Source organism: Thiothrix nivea DSM 5205 (genome assembly GCF_000260135.1).
Classification (GTDB): Bacteria; Pseudomonadota; Gammaproteobacteria; order Thiotrichales; family Thiotrichaceae; genus Thiothrix; species Thiothrix nivea.
This window is the reverse complement of the sequence record NZ_JH651384.1, coordinates 275265-296881: the sequence shown is the minus strand read 5'-3', so window position 1 is coordinate 296881 and position 21617 is coordinate 275265. Positions and strand designations below refer to the sequence as shown.

General features: G+C 57.3%; 17 protein-coding genes and 1 pseudogene. 12 read left to right on the top strand and 6 right to left on the bottom strand.

All coding sequences use genetic code 11. The features are described from left to right. Positions 1–39 precede the first annotated feature (39 nt). Positions 40–264 carry a hypothetical protein gene (locus THINI_RS01710; RefSeq protein ID WP_002706958.1) on the top strand — a complete coding sequence of 75 codons (225 nt, stop codon included), beginning with the start codon at positions 40–42 and terminating at the stop codon, positions 262–264. Next, complete coding sequence (locus THINI_RS01705) at positions 261–698, top strand: TA system VapC family ribonuclease toxin (RefSeq protein WP_002706957.1); 438 nt, start codon at positions 261–263, stop codon at positions 696–698. The genes THINI_RS01710 and THINI_RS01705 overlap by 4 nt, the downstream gene beginning before the upstream one ends. A gap of 41 nt (positions 699–739) precedes the next feature. Here the strand turns inward: THINI_RS01705 and THINI_RS01700 are convergent, their stop codons facing one another. After that, positions 740–1180 carry a hypothetical protein gene (locus THINI_RS01700; RefSeq protein ID WP_002706956.1) on the bottom strand — a complete coding sequence of 147 codons (441 nt, stop codon included), beginning with the start codon at positions 1178–1180 and terminating at the stop codon, positions 740–742. Positions 1181–1287: 107 nt separating this feature from the next. Here THINI_RS01700 and THINI_RS01695 point away from each other — a divergent pair, with 107 nt between their 5' ends. Next, the gene (locus THINI_RS01695) at positions 1288–3318 is read left to right on the top strand and encodes a cation:proton antiporter (RefSeq protein ID WP_040838969.1); all 2031 of its coding nucleotides are present in this window, start codon (positions 1288–1290) and stop codon (positions 3316–3318) included. Between the two features lie 630 nt (positions 3319–3948). Continuing rightward, a complete protein-coding gene (locus tag THINI_RS01690) occupies positions 3949–4206 on the top strand; it encodes a helix-turn-helix domain-containing protein (protein ID WP_002706954.1) in 258 nt (85 codons plus the stop codon). Between the two features lie 86 nt (positions 4207–4292). Here the strand turns inward: THINI_RS01690 and THINI_RS23045 are convergent, their stop codons facing one another. Then, the gene (locus tag THINI_RS23045; protein ID WP_002706953.1) at positions 4293–4907 is read right to left on the bottom strand and encodes a helix-hairpin-helix domain-containing protein; all 615 of its coding nucleotides are present in this window, start codon (positions 4905–4907) and stop codon (positions 4293–4295) included. Positions 4908–5108: 201 nt separating this feature from the next. Between THINI_RS23045 and THINI_RS01680 the strand changes: the two genes are divergently transcribed. Further along, entirely contained in the window at positions 5109–6551 is a 1443-nt protein-coding gene (locus THINI_RS01680; protein ID WP_169314576.1) for a cytochrome-c peroxidase, read from the top strand. 11 nt (positions 6552–6562) lie between these two features. On the opposite strand, the gene pyrE is transcribed toward THINI_RS01680, so the two are convergent. Continuing rightward, complete coding sequence (gene pyrE / locus THINI_RS01675) at positions 6563–7204, bottom strand: orotate phosphoribosyltransferase (RefSeq protein ID WP_002706951.1); 642 nt, start codon at positions 7202–7204, stop codon at positions 6563–6565. 69 nt (positions 7205–7273) lie between these two features. Here pyrE and THINI_RS01670 point away from each other — a divergent pair, with 69 nt between their 5' ends. Continuing rightward, positions 7274–9073: a cation:proton antiporter gene (locus THINI_RS01670; RefSeq protein WP_002706950.1), complete on the top strand. Its 1800-nt coding sequence runs from the start codon at positions 7274–7276 to the stop codon at positions 9071–9073. On the opposite strand, the gene asd is transcribed toward THINI_RS01670, so the two are convergent. Further along, entirely contained in the window at positions 9063–9911 is an 849-nt protein-coding gene (gene asd / locus THINI_RS01665; RefSeq protein WP_040839844.1) for an archaetidylserine decarboxylase, read from the bottom strand. The genes THINI_RS01670 and asd overlap by 11 nt on opposite strands. 275 nt (positions 9912–10186) lie before the next feature. Here asd and THINI_RS01660 point away from each other — a divergent pair, with 275 nt between their 5' ends. Then, complete coding sequence (locus THINI_RS01660) at positions 10187–12826, top strand: cation-translocating P-type ATPase (protein ID WP_002706948.1); 2640 nt, start codon at positions 10187–10189, stop codon at positions 12824–12826. A gap of 18 nt (positions 12827–12844) precedes the next feature. Here the strand turns inward: THINI_RS01660 and THINI_RS01655 are convergent, their stop codons facing one another. Together THINI_RS01655 and THINI_RS23995 are read right to left on the bottom strand one after the other, a co-directional pair. Beyond that, positions 12845–14419, bottom strand: a complete 1575-nt coding sequence (locus tag THINI_RS01655; RefSeq protein ID WP_002706947.1) for a bifunctional GNAT family N-acetyltransferase/carbon-nitrogen hydrolase family protein — start codon at positions 14417–14419, stop codon at positions 12845–12847. A gap of 90 nt (positions 14420–14509) precedes the next feature. Then, a pseudogene (locus THINI_RS23995) lies at positions 14510–15127 on the bottom strand (putative PEP-binding protein). Between the two features lie 59 nt (positions 15128–15186). Here THINI_RS23995 and THINI_RS01645 point away from each other — a divergent pair. From THINI_RS01645 to THINI_RS23040, 5 genes are all read left to right on the top strand, one after another. Continuing rightward, the gene (locus tag THINI_RS01645) at positions 15187–15525 is read left to right on the top strand and encodes a tetratricopeptide repeat protein (protein WP_081485738.1); all 339 of its coding nucleotides are present in this window, start codon (positions 15187–15189) and stop codon (positions 15523–15525) included. Beyond that, on the top strand, positions 15504–15587 hold the full coding sequence (locus THINI_RS27070) for a tetratricopeptide repeat protein (protein ID WP_154724502.1): 84 nt from the start codon (positions 15504–15506) through the stop codon (positions 15585–15587). The genes THINI_RS01645 and THINI_RS27070 overlap by 22 nt, the downstream gene beginning before the upstream one ends. A 119-nt stretch (positions 15588–15706) precedes the next feature. After that, positions 15707–17062 (top strand): toll/interleukin-1 receptor domain-containing protein, encoded by a 1356-nt coding sequence (locus tag THINI_RS01640; protein WP_002706946.1) that lies wholly within the window; start codon positions 15707–15709, stop codon positions 17060–17062. Continuing rightward, a complete protein-coding gene (locus THINI_RS01635; protein WP_002706945.1) occupies positions 17059–17484 on the top strand; it encodes an nSTAND1 domain-containing NTPase in 426 nt (141 codons plus the stop codon). Before THINI_RS01640 ends, THINI_RS01635 begins: the two co-directional genes overlap by 4 nt. 7 nt (positions 17485–17491) lie before the next feature. After that, positions 17492–21592 (top strand): nSTAND1 domain-containing NTPase, encoded by a 4101-nt coding sequence (locus THINI_RS23040; protein ID WP_002706944.1) that lies wholly within the window; start codon positions 17492–17494, stop codon positions 21590–21592. The last annotated feature ends 25 nt before the right edge of the window (positions 21593–21617 follow it).

Here is a 21617-nt window from a genome sequence, read left to right as displayed (position 1 = left end):
TATACTGGCCTTCCAAGCATAAGCTAAAGGAAACCGATCATGCGCACCACCCTGACCATTGATGATGATGTATTCAACATCGTTCGCTACATTGCTGAACAGAAAAAACAGGCGCTTGGTACTGTACTTTCCGAACTAGCGCGTAAGGGATTACAAAAATCGCCTGAATACAGCAAGCGTGGTTTATTCCCCGTCTTCAAGCTCCCAGCCAATGCAGCAATCATAACCCCCGAGCACGTCAAAATGCTGGAAGATGAAGCATGAAAACAGCCTTGTTGGACGTAAACGTACTGGTGGCGCTGGCGTGGCCCTCACATATTCATCATGAGGCAGCGCATGAGTGGTTCAGTCTGGAACAGCAATATGGCTGGGCAACCTGCCCCATCACGCAAAGCGCCTTGCTGCGCTTGTCATCCAACCCTAAAATCCTGCCGGATGCCGTTAGCCTTGCCGATGCTCTGGGCTTGTTGAAAGCCATGACTGAAATTCCTACCCACCAGTTCTGGGAAGACAGTTTGCCGTTACCGGATGGCATCGTTTTCCAGCAAGGCTATGTGCTTGGACACAGGCAGATTACCGATGCCTACCTGTATTCACTGGCTATTCACCATGATGCACGGCTGGTAACGTTTGATAGTGGAATCAGTGCGCTATACCCAGCAGTTGCCGACAAGCACCTTCATATTCTACAAGCATAGGAACAACGGCATCAGCGGGCGCATTTCAACTGAAAAGCCCACTAGCAAACCCTTCCCTGACCCACTTTTGCGACAGCGGCTCTTGCACGCGCCTCGATTTCATAAGGGTTATCCCAGTAGAAACTGCCTCCTCGCCTGTGCACCCGCCACCCGGCCAACAGGTAGACCAGCGGGAACAGGACGCCCCAGCGTTCAAACTGCTCCACGTGTACCCGTTCATGCACCCGGCTGCTGTCCAGATGCAGCTGGGAAATGCCCGCAACCAGATGCCCCACCGTCACGGCATTAACAGCCCCCAGGATGGGGATGCCGCTGTCGAGCCGCTGCCCTACCCAACCGCCCCATATTTCCACCACACCGGAGTGGATTGCATAACCGCCCCCCGTCCACTTCGCCAACAAAGCCAATGGCAAGCACAGCAATGTGACCGGGCTGACCCACAAATACACCAACAGCTGTAGCCAAAATGGGCGTTTTCTCACAATTTTACCTCATCAGCCAGGGTCGGAATTGAACCCACACCATGCGCAGGTGGTCAGAAATCAGTATACTTAACGGTTAACTACTCGGCTAAATGTTAGGGGATTCCTTGGAACATAATCTATTAAACGGCATCCTGCTATTGCTGGTGATGTCAGTGGGGGCTGTTGCGGCGTTCCGCACCATGCGCTTGCCGCCGATCCTTGGCTATTTGCTGGTGGGTGCGTTGACAGGTACGCATGGGCTGGGCTTTGTCGGTGACAGCGAGGGCTTCGACTTCATGGGGGAAGTCGGGGTAGTGTTCCTGTTGTTCGCCATCGGGCTGGAATTCTCGCTCAAGCAGTTCATGGCCATGCGCACGACCATTATCGGGCTGGGGGGCTTACAGGTTCTGATTTCCACCCTGGCGGGCATGGGTATCCTCTCCTACTTCGGCGCTAACTGGCAAAGCGCCGTGGTGGCGGGCGGGGCGATGGCCATGTCGTCCACCGCCATCGTGGTCAAGCAACTGACCGACCAGGCAGAAATGCGCGCCCAACACGGCCAGTTGGCGCTGGGTGTATTGCTGTTTCAGGATATTGCCGTTGTCCCCTTCCTGGTCATGATCCCCCTGTTGGCTGGTGGTGGAGAGCTGACCGGCAATACCGCCGAGCTAGCCTGGAAAGTTGTCATTGCCGCCGTTTTGTTCATCTCCATGCTGATGGTCGGCCACTACACCCTGCGCCCGCTGTTTCAGTACATTTCGCGGGCGGAATCCATCGAGCTGTTCAATATTACCGTGCTGCTGGTGGCACTGACTGCCGCCTGGATCACCCAGTCGCTGGGGTTGTCACTGGCGCTGGGTGCGTTCCTGGCCGGCATGTTGCTGAGCGAAACCGAATACAAGCACCAGATTGAAAGTGAAATCCGCCCATTCCGCGACATCCTGATGGGGATTTTCTTCATCACGGTGGGGACAAAACTTGACCTCGGCATCCTGCCCTCGCTGTGGCTGCCGGTGCTGTTGCTGGTGCTGGGGTTGACCGTGGGTAAGGCATTGCTGATCGCTTTCCTCACCCGGCTGTTTTCCGCCAGCAATGGTGCCGCCCTACGTACCGGCCTGGTGCTAGGGCAAGGCGGGGAATTCGGTTTTGCCCTGCTTGCCCTGGCCTTGGGTAATGAGCTGATGTCCTCCGGCGAATCCCAAACCACGCTGGCGGCCATTGTCATCAGCATGGCGATTTCCCCGCTCATCATCCGTTACAACGACAAGTTGACGAAACAGCTACTGGCGGATACCTACGTGCGCCAACAACGTCAGGATGCCCAGGCATTCAGCGCTGCCGTCAGCGAGGTCGAAGATCATGTCATCCTGTGTGGCTACCGGCGCATGGGGCAAAACCTGGCGCGCTTCCTGCACGAGCAGGGTGTTCCGTACATTGCGCTGGAACTCGACCCCGGCATCGTGGAAAAAGCCTGGGAAGCGGGCGACCCTGTGTACTATGCAGATGCAACCCGACCGGAAATCCTGCTGGCCGCTGGCTTGCACCGCGCGCGCATGGTCGTGGTTACGGCAGTGGATATTGACGCCGCCAAACGCATGGTGGAAGCAGTACGGCAAAAGCGTGCCGACATTCCCGTGCTGGTGCGCACCCGTGACGAACGCCACCTGGAGGCGCTGGAACAACTGGGTGCCACCAGCGTGTTACCGGAAACGCTGGAAGCCACCCTGATGATCACCCAACGGATGCTGGAACAACTGGGCTTCACCCCGGATGAGGTTTTCCGCATGACAGAAAAAATCCGTGGGGATAGCTACCGTTCACTGCGCAGCTATTACCACGGCGAGCAGGAAAAACCTTTGCCGGGCAAGAACCCGCCGGAAGCCTTCCTGCACACCTTCACCTTGCAGGAAAGCGATTTTGCTGTCGGCAAACGTATTGCTGAACTGGAGCTGGAACAGTTCGGTGTCGCAATCAAGGCGCTACGGCGGGGCGAAATCCGCGGTGAACAGCCATCGACAGCAATCAGCTTGCAGGCTGGTGATGTACTGGTGCTGGAAGGTAGCAAGACAGACGCTTTCCGGGAAGTTGAAAACCACCTGCGTACTGGCGGCAAAACCACCAAGGCAGTTGAGCTGCATAACAGCCGGGCTGCCTGAAGCTGCCAAAAAACACCCGAAGCGCTTAATAAATAGTCTATAAAAATTACTGTGTCACCGTTTATTGCTTATTATTTACCGCCTATCAGGTCAATCATGTTTATATTCTGCGCTATGGTATTCTTTTACACAGGATATGCGTTTATGTAGGTGTTTGCGTCGATCCTATATCGACAGGCAAAAATCCTTGGTGTAACGTCGACAGCAATGTAGTGCCACTTATGTTCATTCAGGTGGGTGATGCCTACAGCGTGGGGCGTTATCCCAGTCCAGTTAGGCGCATGCCGATGGCTCTGACAGACTTGGCAACAAAGCGTTAGTCGCAGACGTTTTAGGTGGAAAGCATTTTTTTAAAAGTGAGGAACTTTTCACCGGGACGAATGTCTATCTAGCTGCAAGTTGCTGGGGATTCATGTCAGGGCTTATCTACTGACTTTGACGGAGCGGGTACAGCTATCCGTATTGCATGGATGCAGACGGTGGTGTCAGGAAGAAGTGCCTCCGAAACTAGTTACGAATTGTTACAAAAAGGGATTTTTGCAATCACGGTTTCTCAAAAACAGTTGGTTGCGGTTCATAAAGCATTGATTAGAATCGTACTCGACAATATATTAAAAAGGTTGCATGAATATGACAAATACATCTTCTCGTGTCGGTCTGGATTCCTCTCTGTCAGAAACGGTCGCCCGTACCTTGCAGGATTATCTGGACACTTTAGGTGATCATGAGGCGTCCAACATTTACCGCCTCGTACTGGATGAAGTGGAACGCCCCATGCTGGAAATCATGATGCGTTACACACATGGTAACCAGTCCAAGGCAGCTCAGTGCATGGGCATTAACCGTGCCACTCTGCGTACCAAACTAAAGCGTCATAACCTGCTCTGATTTCAGGGCAGCAATGTCTGCGTGTAGATTGAATAATGCCCGCTTTTGGCGGGCATTATTGCGTCTGTCAGCTCAAAGGCAAACGATCAAGCCTTGAGGGAAGCCTGGTAATTTTTCAAGGCTTCCCAGTCGCCCATCGCCGCCAGTTTTGCTTGCGGTGCCCAGCTTTCCACAGCCGCCTTGCTATAGCGGATACCGCTGGCAGCCAGCCGCTCATTCAACTGTTCCACGCCTAACTCCGCAATCTGCGCGTAACTGCTGATACCTGCCGCGTTCATGGCTTCGGCCAGTTTGGGGCCGACGCCACCCAGCTTGGTCAGGTCGTCATTGCCGGTTCCGACTAGCGCTGCTTCCACCTTGGCGGGCACAGGTTTGGCGGCGGGTTTGGTTTCAGCCGCTGCTGCCGGAGCCGCTTTGGCCTCTACAATAGCTGCCGGGGCAGGCGCTGCTTTGGTTTCAGCCGCTAATTTTTCGGCCTTGGCAGCACTTGCTTGCGCTGCTGTGAGCGATGCCTGCAATTCGGCGTTTTTCTTTTGCAGGTCTTCGACTTGCTTACGGCTTGCTTTCAGCTCGGTTTCTGCCTTCTTGCCAGGATTAGGCACAAACAAACGGACAAAAATCCACTCAACGATCCAGCCTGCCAATACCCCCAGGATAAAAATTCCTGCCAAGGGGGAAATGTGGGAGATAAATTCAGACATTGTGGAACTCCATGATTTAGCGTGTATTTAATGCTTTTTATTAAAAAATGGATTCTAGAACAAATCCAGCACGGGAAAGAATACACCAAAAGGTAGGGTTAAGCAGATAAACCTCCTCCCGCCTTGATCTATGACAATGCAATAATGGTTCCACCCCGTTTCCAAAGTATTTTCCTTGTCATGCAGTTATATTATCCCGCCTTGATCTGCACACTTGTGTTGTTACAGGGCTGTAACGATAAAAACGCCAGCAATACGATCTACCGCCCTGACAACGGCAGTGCGTCGGTATTGCGCTCCAATCTGGATGCATCCCTCACGGAGATGATCCAGCAACACGGCCTGACTGGCGATCCGGCGCAAGACCGGACATTACCAAGCATCGAAACGCCACTGGCGCAGCTGGGCATGAAACTGTTTTTCAGCAAAACCCTCTCCGGTGACTTGGAGGTTGCCTGTGTCACCTGTCACCATCCCTTGCTGGGCGGTGGCGACAACCTGTCACTGTCCATTGGGGTCAACGCCAGCGACCCTGACGTACTGGGCCACAAGCGCCTGCTCATGGGTAACCTGACACCCGGCGTACCACGCAATGCGCCCACCACGTTCAATATTGGCCTGTGGAAACAGTTCATGTTCCATGACGGGCGGGTGGAAGCCACAGCGGCAGGTATCACCACGCCGGATGTCCCTTACCCCCAGCCAGACCCACTGGCCGGAGCCAACCTGGCTCATGCCCAGGCACGCTTTCCGGTTACCTCCAACCATGAGATGCGTGGGGAAAGCTTTGATGCAGGCGGCACAACCCAGTCTTGCCGGGAGCGGCTGGCCGAGCGCCTCGGGGGCTATGGCAACCCGGACAATTTGCTGCAACCGGCAGAAACACAATACTGGCTGGCGCAATTCCGTGCTGCCTACCAGCAACCTGACGCGCAAGCACAAGAGCTGATCACGGAACAAAGCATCGCTTCTGCTTTGGCCGAATACGAACGCTCCCAGGTTTTCACCCATACCCCCTGGAAGCAGTATGTACAGGGCGATCTCACCGCCATCAGTGACACCGCTAAACACGGGGCACTGCTGTTTTTCCGCAAGCGTGGGGAAGGTGGCCATGAGTGCGTCGCCTGCCACCGGGGTGATTTTTTCACGGATGAGCAATTCCGTAACGTACTGATGCCACCAGTCGGCCCCGGCAAGGGGAACACCGACCCCGACAACCAGCAGGACTATGGGCGCTGGCTGGTGACGCGCAACCCGGAGGACAAATTCCGCTTCCGCACACCTAGCCTGCTGAATGTAGCCGTAACCGGGCCGTGGGGGCACAACGGCGTGTTCACGTCACTCGAAGGCATGGTCGAACACATGCTCAACCCGTTCCAGTCAGCGCTCAACTACGACCCGGCGCAATTGCAACAGGCCAATATCCCCAGCCAGCAACTACAGAGGAACCTGCGCGAAATGCTGGGCAGTAACACCGATATGGCGGGTCAGGCATACCAGCAGGAGGATGTGCAGTATCTGGTGGCTTTCCTGAACACATTGACCGACCCTTGCGTGACCAGCACGGCCTGCTTGAGCAAATGGATACCGCCAGCGCAACAAGACCCGCAAGGCTTGCAGTTGGATGCTCGGTTTGAACCGTGACCAACCCCGGCTCAAATGCCGTACTGCCCACGGTAAGCCCGTACCCGTTCCAGCAACACTTGGTCGTGCAACGTATCGCCAACGTGGCTAATGACTTCCCCCAGGCCGACAATGCTGATCACGGAAATGCCATACAGCGCTTCGACCTCCTGCACGGCAGACTGCTCACCTTTGCCGCGTTCCTGCCGATCGAGGGAAATGGCCACGCCTGCCAGTGACGCGCCTTGTGCTTGCACGATGTCAGCGGATTCGCGGATGGCAGTGCCGGCAGTCATTACGTCATCTATCACCAACACCCTGTTTTGCAAGGGTGCACCGACAATAATGCCGCCTTCGCCGTGATCCTTGGCTTCCTTGCGGTTGAAGGCATAGGGATAATCCTTGCCATGATGTTCGTACAGGGCAATGGCTGTGGCCGCCGCCAACGGTATGCCCTTGTAGGCAGGGCCGAACAGCATGTCGAACTCCAGCCCTGATTCCACAATCGCCTGGGCATAGAATTTCCCCAACCGGGAAAGCGCCGAGCCGGTCTGGAACAGGCCAGCGTTGAAGAAGTACGGGCTGACCCGGCCTGATTTCAGGGTATACTCACCAAACTTCAGGACACCCTGAGCAATAGCAAAATCGAGAAAGTCTTTCTGGTAGGTTTTCATGGGGCTGTCATACTTGCGTGATAATAGAACGGATGGATTATAAGGAATACCAACGCGGGGAACCAATTCATGAGCGAACATATTGTACTGGTGCTGGCCAGTATCCTGGGTCTTGGCCTCCTCAGCCAGATGCTGGCTTGGTGGCTGAAACTGCCTGCCATCCTGTTTTTGCTGCTGTCCGGTATTTTGCTTGGTCCGATGACGGGTAATGGCTGGCTGGATCCGGATGGGCAATTTGGCCAGTTGCTGTTTCCACTGGCTTCGCTGTCGGTCGCCGTGATCCTGTTTGAGGGCAGCCTGACACTCAATTTCCACCAATTGCACGGCATCCAGCGGGTGGTGCTGAACATGGTGTCGGTCGGTCTGTTGTCGACCTGGGTGACAATTACCTTGCTGGCGCATTTCCTGGTCGGTTTTTCCTGGTCGCTGTCGTGGCTGTTTGGTGCCATTATGGTGGTGACTGGGCCGACTGTGATTGTGCCGATGTTGCGCACTATCCGCCCCAATAACCGTATTTCCCAGATATTGCGTTGGGAAGGCATCCTGATCGACCCGATAGGAGCGCTGCTGGCGGTCTTGGTGTTTGAATACATTATCGCCTCCAGCGGTGAAAACCAGTTGGCGCATGTGTTGCTGATGTTTGGCCGTACCATCCTCACCGGCGTGGTTGCGGGTGTAATTGGTGGCTGGGTGCTGGGTGTCATCCTGCAAAAACATCTGGTTCCCGAATACTTGCGCAACCTGGTGGCGCTGACGCTGGTCATCGGCGTTTTCGTCGCCTCCAATACCCTGAGCGAGGAATCCGGCCTGCTGGCAGTCACCATCATGGGCATCTGGCTGGCCAATACCAAGGGGCTGGATTTTGAAGACATTCTATCTTTCAAGGAAGAGCTGACCATCCTGCTGGTATCCGCCCTGTTCATCATTCTGGCGGCGCGCATCAATTTTGATCAGGTGGCGCAACTGGGCATGGCAGGGGTAATGGTGTTCCTCGGCGTGCAGTTCATCGCCCGCCCGCTGAAAATCTTCCTTTCCACGCTTGGCTCCGATCTGAAGTGGCAGGAAAAGGCATTGCTGGGCTGGGTAGCACCACGCGGCATCGTCGCCGCCGCCGTCAGCGCCATTTTCGCCCTGAAGCTGGAAGCAAGCGGTATGCCCAATGCCAACCTGCTGGTACCACTGACTTTCATGCTGATTATTGGCACAGTCATCTTCCAGAGTGCCACTGCGCGCCCACTGGCCAATTTCCTCAAGGTGTCGGAACCTGAACCGCACGGCTTCCTGATCGTCGGCGCAAATCCGGTCGGGCGCGCGCTGGGCATCGCGCTTAAGGGCGAAGGTTTCCGCATTCTTATCAGTGACACCAGTTGGGAAAAAGTCCGCGATGCCCGTATGGATGGGTTGGATACCTACTACGGCGACGTGACTTCGGAGCATGCTGACCGGCATCTGGATTTGGTGGGGCTAGGCCGCCTGATCGCTGTGTCGGCGCGGGACGCCACCAACCAGTTGGCTGGCGTCCGCTTCCGGCGTGAGTTCGGCAAGCAGAACATCTTTAGCCTGTGCCCCACCAAGAGCAAAGCGCGCAACGAAACCTTGCGTATTGCCCAGTGCCTGTTCGGCAACCAGTACCACTATTCCCTGCTGATGCAGTGGTTGGGGAATGGCGCGGTGATCCACAAGACCCGCCTGACTGAAACTTTTGGCTATGAGGACTACCTGCGACAGCATGGCGACAAGGCTATCCCGCTGTTTGCCAAAAGCCCCAAGGGCAGGCTTTATATCATGACGGAAAAGAACAATAGCAAGCCGGTCGCGGGCTGGGAAATCATTGCACTGGTCATGCCGGTCGAGGAGGCTACAGCGTAGCTAGCCGTTCGCCCAATTTGAGCGGCTTGTCTGCCAACAAACCCTGCCCCCATTGCAGGCCGGGGTTTTCCAGCAGCAGGATGACGGTGGAACCCATGTTGAAACGGCCCATTTCCTCGCCTTTGGCCAGTGTTACATCCGGGAATACCTGGCGCTTGACGCCCCAGCCTTGCGGCGGCGTCACCAGGCCATCCCAGACAGTTTCAATAGCGGCCACGTTGATCGCGCCAACCAGCACCATCGCCAGCTTGCCATAATCGGTATCAAACAGGGCGACCACGCGCTCGTTGCGGGCGAACAGGCGCGGTATAGTGCGGGTGGTATGCCCCGCCACGCTGAACAACCTGCCCGGCACATACACTTGCTCCACCAGCTTGCCAGCCAGCGGCATGTGGATGCGGTGGTAATCACGCGGTGACAGGTAGATGGTCATGAACTGGCCATTCATGAATGGCGCGGCGCGTTTTTCATCCCCACCCAGCAACTCCAGCGCGGAATAATAATGACCCTTGGCCTGGAAAATCCGCCCTTCCTCGATTTTGCCGGACTGGCTGACCGCTCCATCCACCGGGCTGCTCAGTACGTTTTCACCCTCTGCAATCGGGCGTAGTTCCGGTTTGAGCGGGCGGGTGAAAAATTCGTTGAAGGTATTGTAGCTGGCCGGGTCGGGATTCTGTGCCTCCTCCAAATTGACCTTGAAAACGTCGCTAAACAGACGGATCGTGCCGGGTACAATCGTCGGGCACTGGATACGAGTCAGGCGGAATACCAGACGGGAAATGAAGTGGTGCGGCAGGATATAGAGCGGCCAGGACTTGAGGATGTCGGGTATGTTCATTTTTACTTCGCGATCAGGGGCAAAAAGCGGATGATACGGGAAATTGGGCAAGGAAAAAGCCCCCTTACGCTCTATCATCCTTCCTGCGGCCTGTCGTACACCCTGTAAGTGTCCCGCCCATCAAATTCATATAGTCCAGAATATCCAGTAGGATGCCAAATCTGGCCACACACCACCCATCGGTGAAATAGGTTTGGCCACAACAGTTGCTGGCGGGAAACGGCAAGAGTTTGTAGGATGTTGCCTGTTCCTTATGCCGAAAAGAGGCTGTACCGGTGGAAAAATTATTAGAACAAACCCCAATATGGCATATCCTGACCACGCAGCAAGCGCTGGATATACAGGCAGGCAGCCTGCAAGGTCTGCAACCAGCCGAGGTGCAGGAACGTCTTGCCCATTTCGGTGAAAACCGCCTGCCCGAAGCCAAACCCCGCCCCCTGTGGCTAAAATTCCTCGACCAGTTCCGGAATGTGCTGGTGGTTGTGCTGCTGTTGGCGGCAGCGCTAGCGTGGATGGTTGGGGATTTGAAAGACACTGTGGTGATCCTGGCCGTAGTCGTGTTCAACGCCGCGCTGGGTTTCTATCAGGAATACCGCGCCGAACAGACGCTGGTGGCCTTGAAGGACATGCTGGCAGCGCAGGCACGGGTGCGGCGCGCGGGCGAAGTGCAGGAAATTGACGCCAGCCAGCTGGTGCCGGGTGACATTGTGCTGCTGGATGCTGGCGACCGTGTACCCGCCGATGGGCGCTTGCTGTCAGCCCATGCGCTGGAGGCAGACGAATCGGCACTGACCGGGGAATCGCTGCCTGCCGGGAAAATGCTTGATCCTCTGGACAGGGTGGATTTACCGCTGGGCGACCGCAGCAACATGCTGTACATGAACACGGTCATTACCCGTGGCCGTGCCGAACTGTTGGTAACAGCAACCGGCACTGCGACCGAAATTGGCAATCTGGCAGGCATGATAGCTAGCGCGCCAGAAACGGAAACACCGCTGCAAAAGCAGCTAGATACCCTCGGCATGAAGCTGGCACTGATTGCCGGAGCCGTGGTGACGCTGATTTTCGTGCTGAACTATATGCGCGGTATCGAGTGGATGCAGGCGGCAATGACAGCGGTCGCGCTGGCGGTGGCCGCGATTCCGGAAGGATTGCCCGCCGTAGTGACGGTAACGCTGGCGATCGGCATGTGGCACATGGCCAATAACAAGGCCATTGTGAAGAAACTGGCTGCGGTGGAAACCCTCGGTTCCACCTCCGTCATCTGTTCCGACAAGACTGGTACGCTAACCCTCAACCAGATGACTGCCCGCGCCGGGTGGTTTGCTGGCCAGCGTTTCAGCGTCAGTGGCGAGGGCTATCAGGCGGAAGGTGAGATTCAGGGGTTGGAGGAAGAAACTGCTGACTTGCGCCTGCTGCTATTGCCGCTGGTGCTGTGCAACGGTTCGCAAGTGCGGGATGGGGTGCTGATTGGCGACCCGACCGAAGGTGCGCTGTGGGTGCTGGCGCAAAAAGGTGGCATTGACCCCGAGCATGAACGGCAGGTGTTGCCGCGTGTCGCCGAGATCCCGTTTGATTCCGCACACAAATTCATGGCGACCTTCCATCAGGCCGGTGAGGTGGTGGAAATGTTCATCAAGGGTGCGCCCGACGTGCTGCTGGCACATTCGCTGCTGGATGCCGGGGAGCGCGACCGGATAGCGGAGGAAAATACCCATCTCGCCAACCAGGCGCTGCGGGTGCTGGCGGTGGCACGGCGTGAGATTCCTGCCAGCCAGTTTGACCTGGCAGGTGACCTGATGGCGTGGGCAGGGGGCTGGACGTTCGTGGGGTTGGCGGGTCTGATGGATCCACCCCGCGCGGAAGCGCGTCAGGCCATTGCCGACTGTCGGGATGCTGGCATCCAGGTCAAAATGATTACCGGTGACCACCCGCTGACAGCTGCGGCCATTGGGCACGAACTGGGTTTGCAGGGTGGGGTGCTCAGTGGCGCGGAACTGGATGCGCTGGATGAGGTGGGGCTTGCCCAGCGGATCGGGGAGGTGGGGGTGTTTGCGCGCGTTTCCCCTGAACACAAGGTGAGAATCGTGCAGGCGTTGCGGGCGCAAGGGCAGGTGACAGCGATGACCGGGGATGGCGTCAATGATGCGCCAGCGCTGAAAGCCGCCGACATTGGTGTGGCAATGGGGATAACGGGCACGGCTGTTACGCGCGAGGCGGCCACCCTGATCCTGACGGATGACAATTTCGCCACCATTGTTAAGGCCGTCAAGGCAGGTAGGGTGGTGTATGAAAACATAGTCAAGTTTGTACGTTTCCAGCTTTCCACCAATATTGGCGCGGTGCTGACTGTGCTGGCGGCGACGCTAGCGGGAATGCCCACACCCTTTACAGCCATCCAGTTGCTGTGGATCAATATCATCATGGATGGGCCGCCTGCCATGACCCTGGGGGTGGAGCCGGCCCGCCACGGTATCATGCACGACAGGCCGCGCCACCTGGAGGCGCAAATCCTCAGTCTGGCGCGCTTGGGGCGTTTGTTACTGTATGGCGTCACCATGATGGTGGGGACGTTGTTTATGTTCCGGCATGGGCTGGAAAACCACAGTGAGACTTACGCGCTAACGCTGGCGTTTACCACGTTTGTACTGTTCCAGTTTTTCAATGCTTTCAATGCCCGTGCTGAGTATGAAAGTGTGTTTAACGCCAATTTTTTCCGTAATGGCAAGCTGTGGCTGGCGCTGGGGGCGGTACTGGCTTTGCAGGCAATGGCCGTGCATTGGCCGCCCGCGCAGAGCCTGTTTAATACCACGGATTTGCGCTGGGAGGACTGGGTGATGTCTGCCCTGATTGCAGCCAGCGTGCTGGTGCTGGATGAGGCGCGCAAGGCGCTGGTTTATCTGGGTCGGGAATGAGATGGGTGGCGCGTCTGGTTATTTCCCCTTCCAGCGGATGCTGTACAAATCGTGGCGGCGGTCGCGCAGGTTTTGCACCGTGCCGCTGTGACGCGCGGTGAGCAGGGTTTCCGGGCGCAGGTCGGCAATTGCCACCATTTCGGTGTTGGGCGTGGTGTCCGCCGCGATACCGTCGCGTGCGAACGGCAGGTCGCAAGGGGTGAGGATGCAGCTTTGCGCGTACTGGATGTCCATGTTCGCCACGTTGGGCAGATTGCCGCAGTTGCCAGACATGACCACGTAAATCTGGTTTTCGACCGCGCGCGACTGGCAGCAGTAGCGTACCCGCAGGTAGCTCTGGCGTTCGTCGGTGCAGAACGGCACAAACAGGATTTGCGCGCCCTGGTCGGTGAGGTGGCGGGCGAGTTCGGGGAATTCCGAGTCGTAGCAGATCAGTACGCCAATCGGGCCACAGTCAGTCTGGATCACGTCGAGTTCGCTGCCGCCTTCGATGTTCCACCAGTAGGCTTCGTTGGGGGTGGGGTGAATTTTGGCCTGCTCGTGGATGCTGCCGTCGCGTAGGAACACGTAGCAGATGTTTTCCACCCGCCCGTTCGGCATCCGCGTCGGGTGCGAGCCGCCGATGATGTTGATGTTGTAGCGCAGGGCGAGGTCGCGCAGCGCATCCTTGAGTTGCGGGGTGTATTTGGTGAGGGCTTCGATAGCCTGTACCGGTGTCAGTTCTTGCGATTCCATTGACAGCAGTTGCAGGGTGAAGAGCTCGGGGAACACTACGAAATCGCCCTTGTAGTCGGCCACCACATCAACGAAGTAGCGCACGATGTCGATGAATTCCTCGAAGGATTTCACCCGGCGCTGTTTGTATTGCACGGAACCGACGCGCACGCTGTCGGGCAGGCGGCTGCCGTAGTTTTTCTTTTTGCCCTTGTCAGCGGCTTGCTGGACTTTGGGGTTGCGCCAGATCAGGTGGATGCCATAGCCGAGTGATTGTTTGTCGGCGTCGAGGTAGTGGGGGATGATGCCGATGATTTCAAAGCCGTTGCGTAGCTGGAACGAGAGCACCGGGTCGCGCTGTTCCTTTTTCTGTACCGCCGCCACGTAGTGTTCCACCGTGCCGAAACGCTTGATGCGGTTGGTAAGGGTAGGCAAGCGCCCGGCGAACATGATGCCGCGCAGTTCCAGCCGTTCCGCCAGTTGCTTGCGGGCGTTGTAAAGGCGCTGGCCGATGCGGTAGCCACGGTAGTCTGGGTCTACACACACTTCCATGCCGTACAACCATTCGCCCTTGGGGTCATGGGTGGAGGCGTAGCCATTACCGGTGATGGCTTCCCAGGTGTGTGATTTCATCCCGACCCGTTCACTGACGCGCAGGGTGGCGCAATAGCCGATGATTTTGTCACCTGCTGTGACGACGAACTGGCCTTCGGGGAAGTGGTTGAGCTGGCCTGCCAGTACTGGTTCCGAATAACCGTACATGCCGGTTCCGGCGTAGACGCGGTGAGAAAGTGCCGCAACTTTCGGGATGTCGGCGGGAGTGGCGTTACGGACTTGAAGCTGGGTTTTAGGGTTGGTCAGGGTATTGGTTTTGCTCATGCTGCCACTCTCTTGTTGATGTGAGTTGGCATGATAACATACACGCCGGGCTGGCAAAGTAAGACTCCCGGCGTGTATGTGGATTGCTTATTACGCCGACTTGTCGCCAATGCCTGTTTTGCCTGCCAGTATCTGCGCATGAGCCGCCGCCAGCCGCGCAATCGGCACCCGCGGTCCGGAACAGGAAACGTAGTTCAGGCCGATTTCATCGCAGAAGCGGATGGAAGCCGGATGCCCGCCATGCTCTCCACAAATACCGACCTTGAGGTTCGGGTGGGAATTACGACCCCATTCCACCGCCAGCCCCATCAAGCGCCCGACGCCTTTCACGTCCAGCACCTCGAACGGGTTGTCCTGCAAGATGCCACGGTCGTTGTACATCGGCAGGAACTTGTTCTCGGCGTCCTCGCGTGAGAACGAGAAGCTGGCCTGGGTCAGGTCGTTGGTGCCGAAGGAGAAGAACTGCGCTTCTTCCGCCAGACTGTCTGCCCGCATACAGGCGCGCACCACTTCCATCATGCTGCCGAAGTGGTAGTCGACCTTGACGCCGAAAGTGGCTTCGACCTATTGGTGGACGGCTTGCGCCAGACGTTTGACGTACTTAAGTTCCTGCACGGTACAGACCTGCGGCACCATGATTTCCGGCGCTACTTGAATGCCTGCCTTGACACAATCGGCGGCAGCTTCCAACACGGCGCGGATTTGCATGGTGTAGATTTCCGGGAAGGTGATCAAGGGTGGGTGTATCTTCGACGAATTCATGGGGGGTGCAGCCGGAAAGCGAAATCCGCAAGATCATCGACCGCCATCGTGTGCGCAAGACCGAGCCGTACCGTCAGCAGGCGCTGGCGATGTACGAAAGTGGTGACCTGGAAGGCGCGCTGCAACTGATGGAACAGGTCGTGCAGCACGAGCCGGATTTCTACGAAGCCGTGATTGAACTGGCCGGGATGCTGATCCAGTCCGACCGGGCTGAAGAGGCCGAATTCATGCTGCAAGCCGTGCCGCCTGACGCCATCGAAAATGAAATCCTCAGTCAGTTGCTGGCCGAAGCCAAAAAGGCCAAGCTGCAAGCACAGAGGGTTTGCTCAGCACCTTTGAACTGATCGGGGCGAAGAACCCGCTGGTGAAGAAATACCGGAACAAGATGTTTTCGTTGATTTATTAAGAAACCCCTCCCAGCCTCCCCTTATCAGAGGAATCTTTTGTGCATAACGGTTAACAATCCGGCATATTCAGGTTATATTTTGTGTGGGCTTGCTCAGGAACTCACACAAGGAACACCGGATGGTGCCGGATATATTTGTCAGTTACGCACATGTCGACAATCAGCCTTTTTCTGGTGGGGAGAAAGGTTGGATCACTCATTTCATCAATAATCTGCGCATTGAAGTCAGCCGCCGCATCGGGCGGGCGGAACATTACCAGTTGTGGATGGATTTCCGTCTCAAGGGCAGTGATGAACTCACCCCCGAAATCGAACAGCAGTTGGCCAAAACCGACATGCTGGTGATCCTGATGTCGCAGGGCTGGCTGGCGTCGGAATGGTGCCAGCGCGAACTGGACATTTTCCTGCAAACACATCCCGACACGGTTGGCCGCATTTTTGTGGTTGAAGTGGACAGCGTGGAAACTGCCAGCAAGCCTGAACGGTTACACGATCTGCTGAGCTACCGTTTCTGGCAGCAAAATGACCGGGATGAAATTCACCAATTGGGCTACCCGGTTCCGCAGAAGACGGATGCGGAATATTTCAACCGGCTGGTCAATCTGTCGCACCATCTGGCGCAATCCGTGCGCGCGGCCAAACAGGCTGCCCCAGTCGTAGAAGTGGAGGACAAACCCACCGTTTATGTCGCGCCAGTCAATGACTCGCTATTCAGCCAACGCGAAAGCCTCATCAGTGAGCTGCGCCAGTTTGGTATTGATGTGCTGCCGCAGAATAATACGCTGGAAGGCAATATGGACAGGGACTTGGCGCGCTGTTCCCACTTCGTGCAACTGCTGGACGCCAAATGGACGATGGGCATTCCGTTCAACCAGCACTTCTCCGCTGATGCCGCCAAAAAACCGATCCTGCAATGGCGCGATCCCAATCTGGATTACATGCGTGAAGGTATCTTCGACGAGCAGAAAAAACTGCTGGAAGGCAAGACCGTCATCGCCAGCCCGTTGCCCGATTTCATCCGCAGGGTGCGCGATGCCGTGCTGCCCAAGCCACCGGAGCCGGAACCGGTGGAACGTATCAATGGTGAGAAAATGATTTTCGTCCACGCCAGTCAGGATGACTTTGAGCGCGCCTACCAGTTGGCGCAGGTGCTGAGGGCCAGAGGCTACGGCATTGCCCTGCCGCGTTATCAGGGTGATGCAACCCGTATCCGCAAGAGTATCGAGCGCGGTTATGAAAGTTGCGACATCCTGTTGATGTTGCAGCAAAAAGCCTCGGCGGATGTGGTGGAAGACTACCTTTCAGACGCGCGGGCGCAAACCCTGAAGCGCGAGGTCAAGCCGCAAATCCTGATCTGTCAGGATGATGGCGCGGAAGAACTGTTCTTCATTCCAGCCGGGATCACGATGTTGGGATGCAACGCCAACTTTGATGACCACTGTCTGGAGCAGTTCCTGGCGGAGGTTGAAAAATGAACAAGCGCAACCTTCAGCCGTATCCGGGCCTACGTTCCTTCGAGCGTTACGAGTCACGCATTTTCTTTGGCCGCCAGCATCAGGTGGATGAACTGCTGACACGCCTGAAGGAAAGCCATTTCCTGGCGGTGCTGGGTTCTTCGGGCAGCGGCAAGTCCTCGCTGGTGAAAGCGGGATTGTTGCCGGGGCTGCAAAAAGGCTACATGGGCGAGGTGGGTTCGCGCTGGAGCATTGCCGAAATGCGCCCCGGTGATCAGCCGTTCATGCGGCTGGCGGAAGCCTTGTTGGTGGATCAGGCGTTTGCGGAAGCTTGGGGAACCCTCACCCCCCATCCCCCCTCTCCCGGAGGTAGAGGGGGAGAAAGAGGCGTTGGCGGCAGGTGCTTTGCTCCCTTCTGCCTCCGGGAGAGGGGTTGGGGGTGAGGGTTCTTTGGCGGCTGAACTGCGCCGGGGCACCCGCAGCCTGCATGAAATCCTGGTGTATTCACCGCTGCCGGAAGGCACGCGCCTGTTGTTGCTGGTTGACCAGTTCGAGGAAATCTTCCGTTACCGCAAGCAGCAGGAAGATCAGGCCACCGCGTTCGTCGCGCTGTTGCTGGAAGCCTGCCAGCATCCCGATATTTACGTGGTCATCACCATGCGCTCCGATTTCCTGGGCGAGGCGGCGGAATTCCACGGCCTGCCAGAAGCAATCAACCACGGCTTGTATCTCACGCCGCGCATGACGCGGGAGGAATTGCACGATGCCATCAGCCTGCCCGCGCAACTGTTTGGCGGGGAGGTGGACGAGGCGCTGGTGAATCATCTGGTCAACGAAGCAGGCAACGACCCTGACCAGTTGCCGCTGCTGCAACATGCGCTGATGGGGCTGTACAAAAAGGACAAGAACCTGACGCTGGAGCGCTATCAGCAACTCCAGGGTTTGAAAGGCACGCTGAATCACCATGTGGAGCGGACACTGAACCGGCTGGACGAGGAGGGCAAGCGTATTGCCGAAATCCTGTTCCGGGCGCTGACCGAACGCGGCGGTGACGGGCAGAACGTGCGCCGTCCGGTCAGGGCGCAGGAAATCCTCGATCTGGCGGGTTGCAGCCTGATGAACCTGACGCTGGTGGTGGACACCTTCCGCAAGAGCGGGCGCAATTTCCTGATGCCGCCGCCGCATGTGCCGCTGACGCCGGACACCGTGCTGGACATCAGCCACGAAAGCCTGATCCGCCAGTGGGAGCGCCTGAAAATATGGGTGGACGAGGAAACTGACAAGGCCGGGATGTTCCTGCGCCTGCTGGATGCGGCGGAACGGCATCAGGATGGGCAGGGCGAACTTTGGCACGGCACTGACCTGGCGCTGGCGCTGGAGTGGCGCAAACAGGCGCAGCCTGACTCGGTGTGGGCGCAGCGGTATACCCCGACGGGTGATTCCTCCGTCTCTCCCCCCCATCCTAACCTTCCCCCGCAAGGGGGGAAGGGACAAGAGCTGCTTCCCTCTGGCGCTTCTTCCTCTTCACTCCCTGCCCCCCTTGCGGGGGAAGGGTTGGGGATGGGGGGGAAGGCTACGGAGTACAGCTATTTTGATCTGGCGATGAACTTCCTGGCCGACAGCGAAGAGGCGGAAAAACGTCAGCAGGCGGCGGAAGAGGCGCGGCGCAAGGCGGAACTGGCGCGGATCAGGAAGCAGTACATGTTCGCCTTGCTGGCGTTTGTGGTTGCGGCGGTATTGGCGGCATGGGCGGTCATCGAGCGCAACCGGGCGGGTGAACAGAATGAACGGGCGCTGGCGTCAGAACAGCAACGCACCAAAGAACTGTTTGACGCCACCCTGACCCACACCTCCCTGCTGGCGCGGGGGGAGGACTTTGCCGAAGCCCGCAAAAAGCTCAACAAGATTGCCAACCTGGAGGATGAAGTCCCGGCCAGCCGCCGTCATGCCCGCGACCTGCTGGCGGGCTTCACCGGCATCATGGGTGGCGCGGCGCAAGCCACCTATCAGGACGGCGACAAGCCCCTGCCCCAATTAACTGGCGATGTCGCCATCAGCCCGGACGGGCACTGGCTGGCGGCCTCCGGCGAACGCGGCACGGTGGCGCTGTTTGAACGCGCCAGCGGCAAGCTGGTGAAGCCACTGCTGGAAGGGCATGACAAGACAGCCGGAAGCAATGGGATGGGAACAGTGTGGGATATTGTTTTCCACCCCAAACAACCCTGGCTGTTTTCAGGCGGTGAGGATGGCCAGATCATCCGCTGGGCGTTGCCGCACGACGGGCAGCCCGCCCAGCCCTTGCAGCAGTGGTCGGCGGATGCGCAAGGCCAGGCATTCGGCAAGGTGGAAGCACTGGCCTTGACCCCGGATGGCAAGGTGCTCGCCAGTGGGCATGATGATGGCAAGATACGGTTGTGGGCGATAGAAGAAACCCCTCCCGGCCTCCCCTTGTCAGGGGAGGGGAAAGACGCGCCGCCGAAGCTGTTGCGGGTGCTGGAAGGGCATAGCCGGTTGATTGCCGCAGGTCATGGCTTGGCCTTCAGCCCGGATGGGCGGCAACTCGCCAGCGCCTCGTATGACAATACCGTGCGCTTGTGGGATTGGGAGAAAGGCGTCAGCTTGCAGGTGTTGGCGGGGCATAATGCCCAAGCCACTGGCGTTGCGTTCAGTGCGGATGGGCAAACCTTGGCAAGCTCCAGTGCAGACCAAAGCATCATCCTCTGGAATGCCCAAACCGGGCAAGCCCTCCGGCGGCTCAAAGGCCACCAGAACGCGGTGTTCGGCCTGCAATTCCTTCCCGATGGGCTGCTGGCCTCCGCGAGCAGCGACAACACCATCCGCCTGTGGGATGTGGCAACCGGCGTCACCCGGCGCATCCTGCAAGGGCATACGGCGACGGTGACGGGTTTGACGCTGTGGCAGGCGCAGGGGCAAGCTGCCGCGACGCTGTACAGCGCCAGCAACGATGGCACGGTGAAACGCTGGGGCGGGGATTTGCCGCAGCAATGGCTGGTGGGGTTGCCAGTCAAACCCTTTTCAAATGCTATTTCACCCGATGGGGAATTTGTAGTCGTTGGATTCTATGACGGGAGTATTCGTGTGTATCGTTTACCAACTGCTGATGATCCCCAAAGTGAGATTTTGGCAGAAATAAAGGATGCTCATAATAATCTTGTAGATCGTTTTAGTTTTAATTCTTCAGGCACATTATTTGCGTCTAGTAGCAATGATCATACAGTTAAAGTTTGGTCAGTTCATTACGATAGCAAGTCTAAACATCTTGAATTAAAAATGGAAAAAACTTTTACCGACCACAAGGATGTTGTCCACGCCGTCGCCTTCTCCCCCGACGGCTCCCAACTCGCCACCGCCAGCTACGATGGGCGCATCGGCCTGTTTCCGCTGGAGGGTGAGGGGAAACCACAGTTGTTTGAGGCGCATGAAGGGAAAGTCGAGTCGGTCAGCTTTGATCCATCAGGCAAACTGTTGCTGAGCGCTGGTAATGACGATTTCAAACTCAAACTCTGGGACTTGACCACCCAACCGTCCACCGCGAAAACCCTCGCCACGGCCAACGATGCACTCCTTTGGGCAAGCCTCAGCCCGGACGGCGCTGCGCTCGCCAGCGTGGGGCGCGAAGGCTTCGTCAGCGTCTACCCCACCAGCGGCGCTGCCCCACCCCTGCGCCTGAACGGGCATGAACAGGCGGTGTACAAAGCCATTTTCAGCCCGGACAGCCGCGAACTGGCAACGGTGAGCAGTGACATGACCGTGCGGCTGTGGGATTTGGATACGCACAGCGAACTGTTCCGTTTGCGTTTGCCGACAGAGTTTTCCACGCCATCGCCCCTTTGGGACTTCGACTTCCGCTGTACGCCGACGGGCTGCTGGATCGCCGTGTCGCTCACCTCGGGCAAGCTGGCCTTATATAACCTGGGGAAGATCAAGGATTATTCCGCCGGGGAGGTGGCTACCAGCGTTGAACCGGCAACAGCTGCTGCATCAGCGGAAGCAGCAGCGCCCAAAGTGGATGAGGCCGCGCTTGCTGAAGCAGAAAAGCAGTATCAGCAGGCTATTGAGAAAAATCCAAAGGATGCGGATGCGCTGACTGGCTACGCCATCTTTTTACAAAATACCCGAAAGGATTTTGATCAAGCCGAAAAATACTATCGGCAGGTCATTCAGGAAGTACCCGACAACCCCAATATTTTCGCCAATCTGGCTCAGATCGTGCTGGCAAAAGGCGAGCTGGAAGAGGGGCGGAGCCTCATCAACGAATCATTTGGGAATCATGCCGAGAGGTATCATGCAACCTTGTTGCTTGAACTGTGGTTCTACCGCCTCGCTCATTTCCCCGACAGCTACCCTTACGCCAAACAGGAAATCGTGGACTTGCTGAAGGATGGCGTGCGCGATGACTGGGACTTTTCCGCCACTATTGCCCAGGCTGAACAAGCGGGGCATCCGGATGTGCCGCTGCTGAAAGCGCTGGCGGAGGTGATAACCCGCAAGGCGGAGTTCGGGACATTGACGCCGTATCTGGAACATTGAGCCGGAAGAGGGCAACCACCGAGGG

Bases quoted from the DNA above. Each gene is read 5' to 3' on its own strand.
- THINI_RS01710 (WP_002706958.1), top strand. From the start codon at position 40: ATGCGCACCACCCTGACCATTGATGATGATGTATTCAACATCGTTCGC.
- THINI_RS01705 (WP_002706957.1), top strand. From the start codon at position 261: ATGAAAACAGCCTTGTTGGACGTAAACGTACTGGTGGCGCTGGCGTGG.
- THINI_RS01690 (WP_002706954.1), top strand. From the start codon at position 3,949: ATGACAAATACATCTTCTCGTGTCGGTCTGGATTCCTCTCTGTCAGAA.
- THINI_RS23045 (WP_002706953.1), bottom strand. From the start codon at position 4,907: ATGTCTGAATTTATCTCCCACATTTCCCCCTTGGCAGGAATTTTTATC.
- pyrE (WP_002706951.1), bottom strand. From the start codon at position 7,204: ATGAAAACCTACCAGAAAGACTTTCTCGATTTTGCTATTGCTCAGGGT.
- THINI_RS01670 (WP_002706950.1), top strand. From the start codon at position 7,274: ATGAGCGAACATATTGTACTGGTGCTGGCCAGTATCCTGGGTCTTGGC.
- asd (WP_040839844.1), bottom strand. From the start codon at position 9,911: ATGAACATACCCGACATCCTCAAGTCCTGGCCGCTCTATATCCTGCCG.
- THINI_RS01655 (WP_002706947.1), bottom strand. From the start codon at position 14,419: ATGAGCAAAACCAATACCCTGACCAACCCTAAAACCCAGCTTCAAGTC.
- THINI_RS01640 (WP_002706946.1), top strand. From the start codon at position 15,707: ATGGTGCCGGATATATTTGTCAGTTACGCACATGTCGACAATCAGCCT.
- THINI_RS01635 (WP_002706945.1), top strand. From the start codon at position 17,059: ATGAACAAGCGCAACCTTCAGCCGTATCCGGGCCTACGTTCCTTCGAG.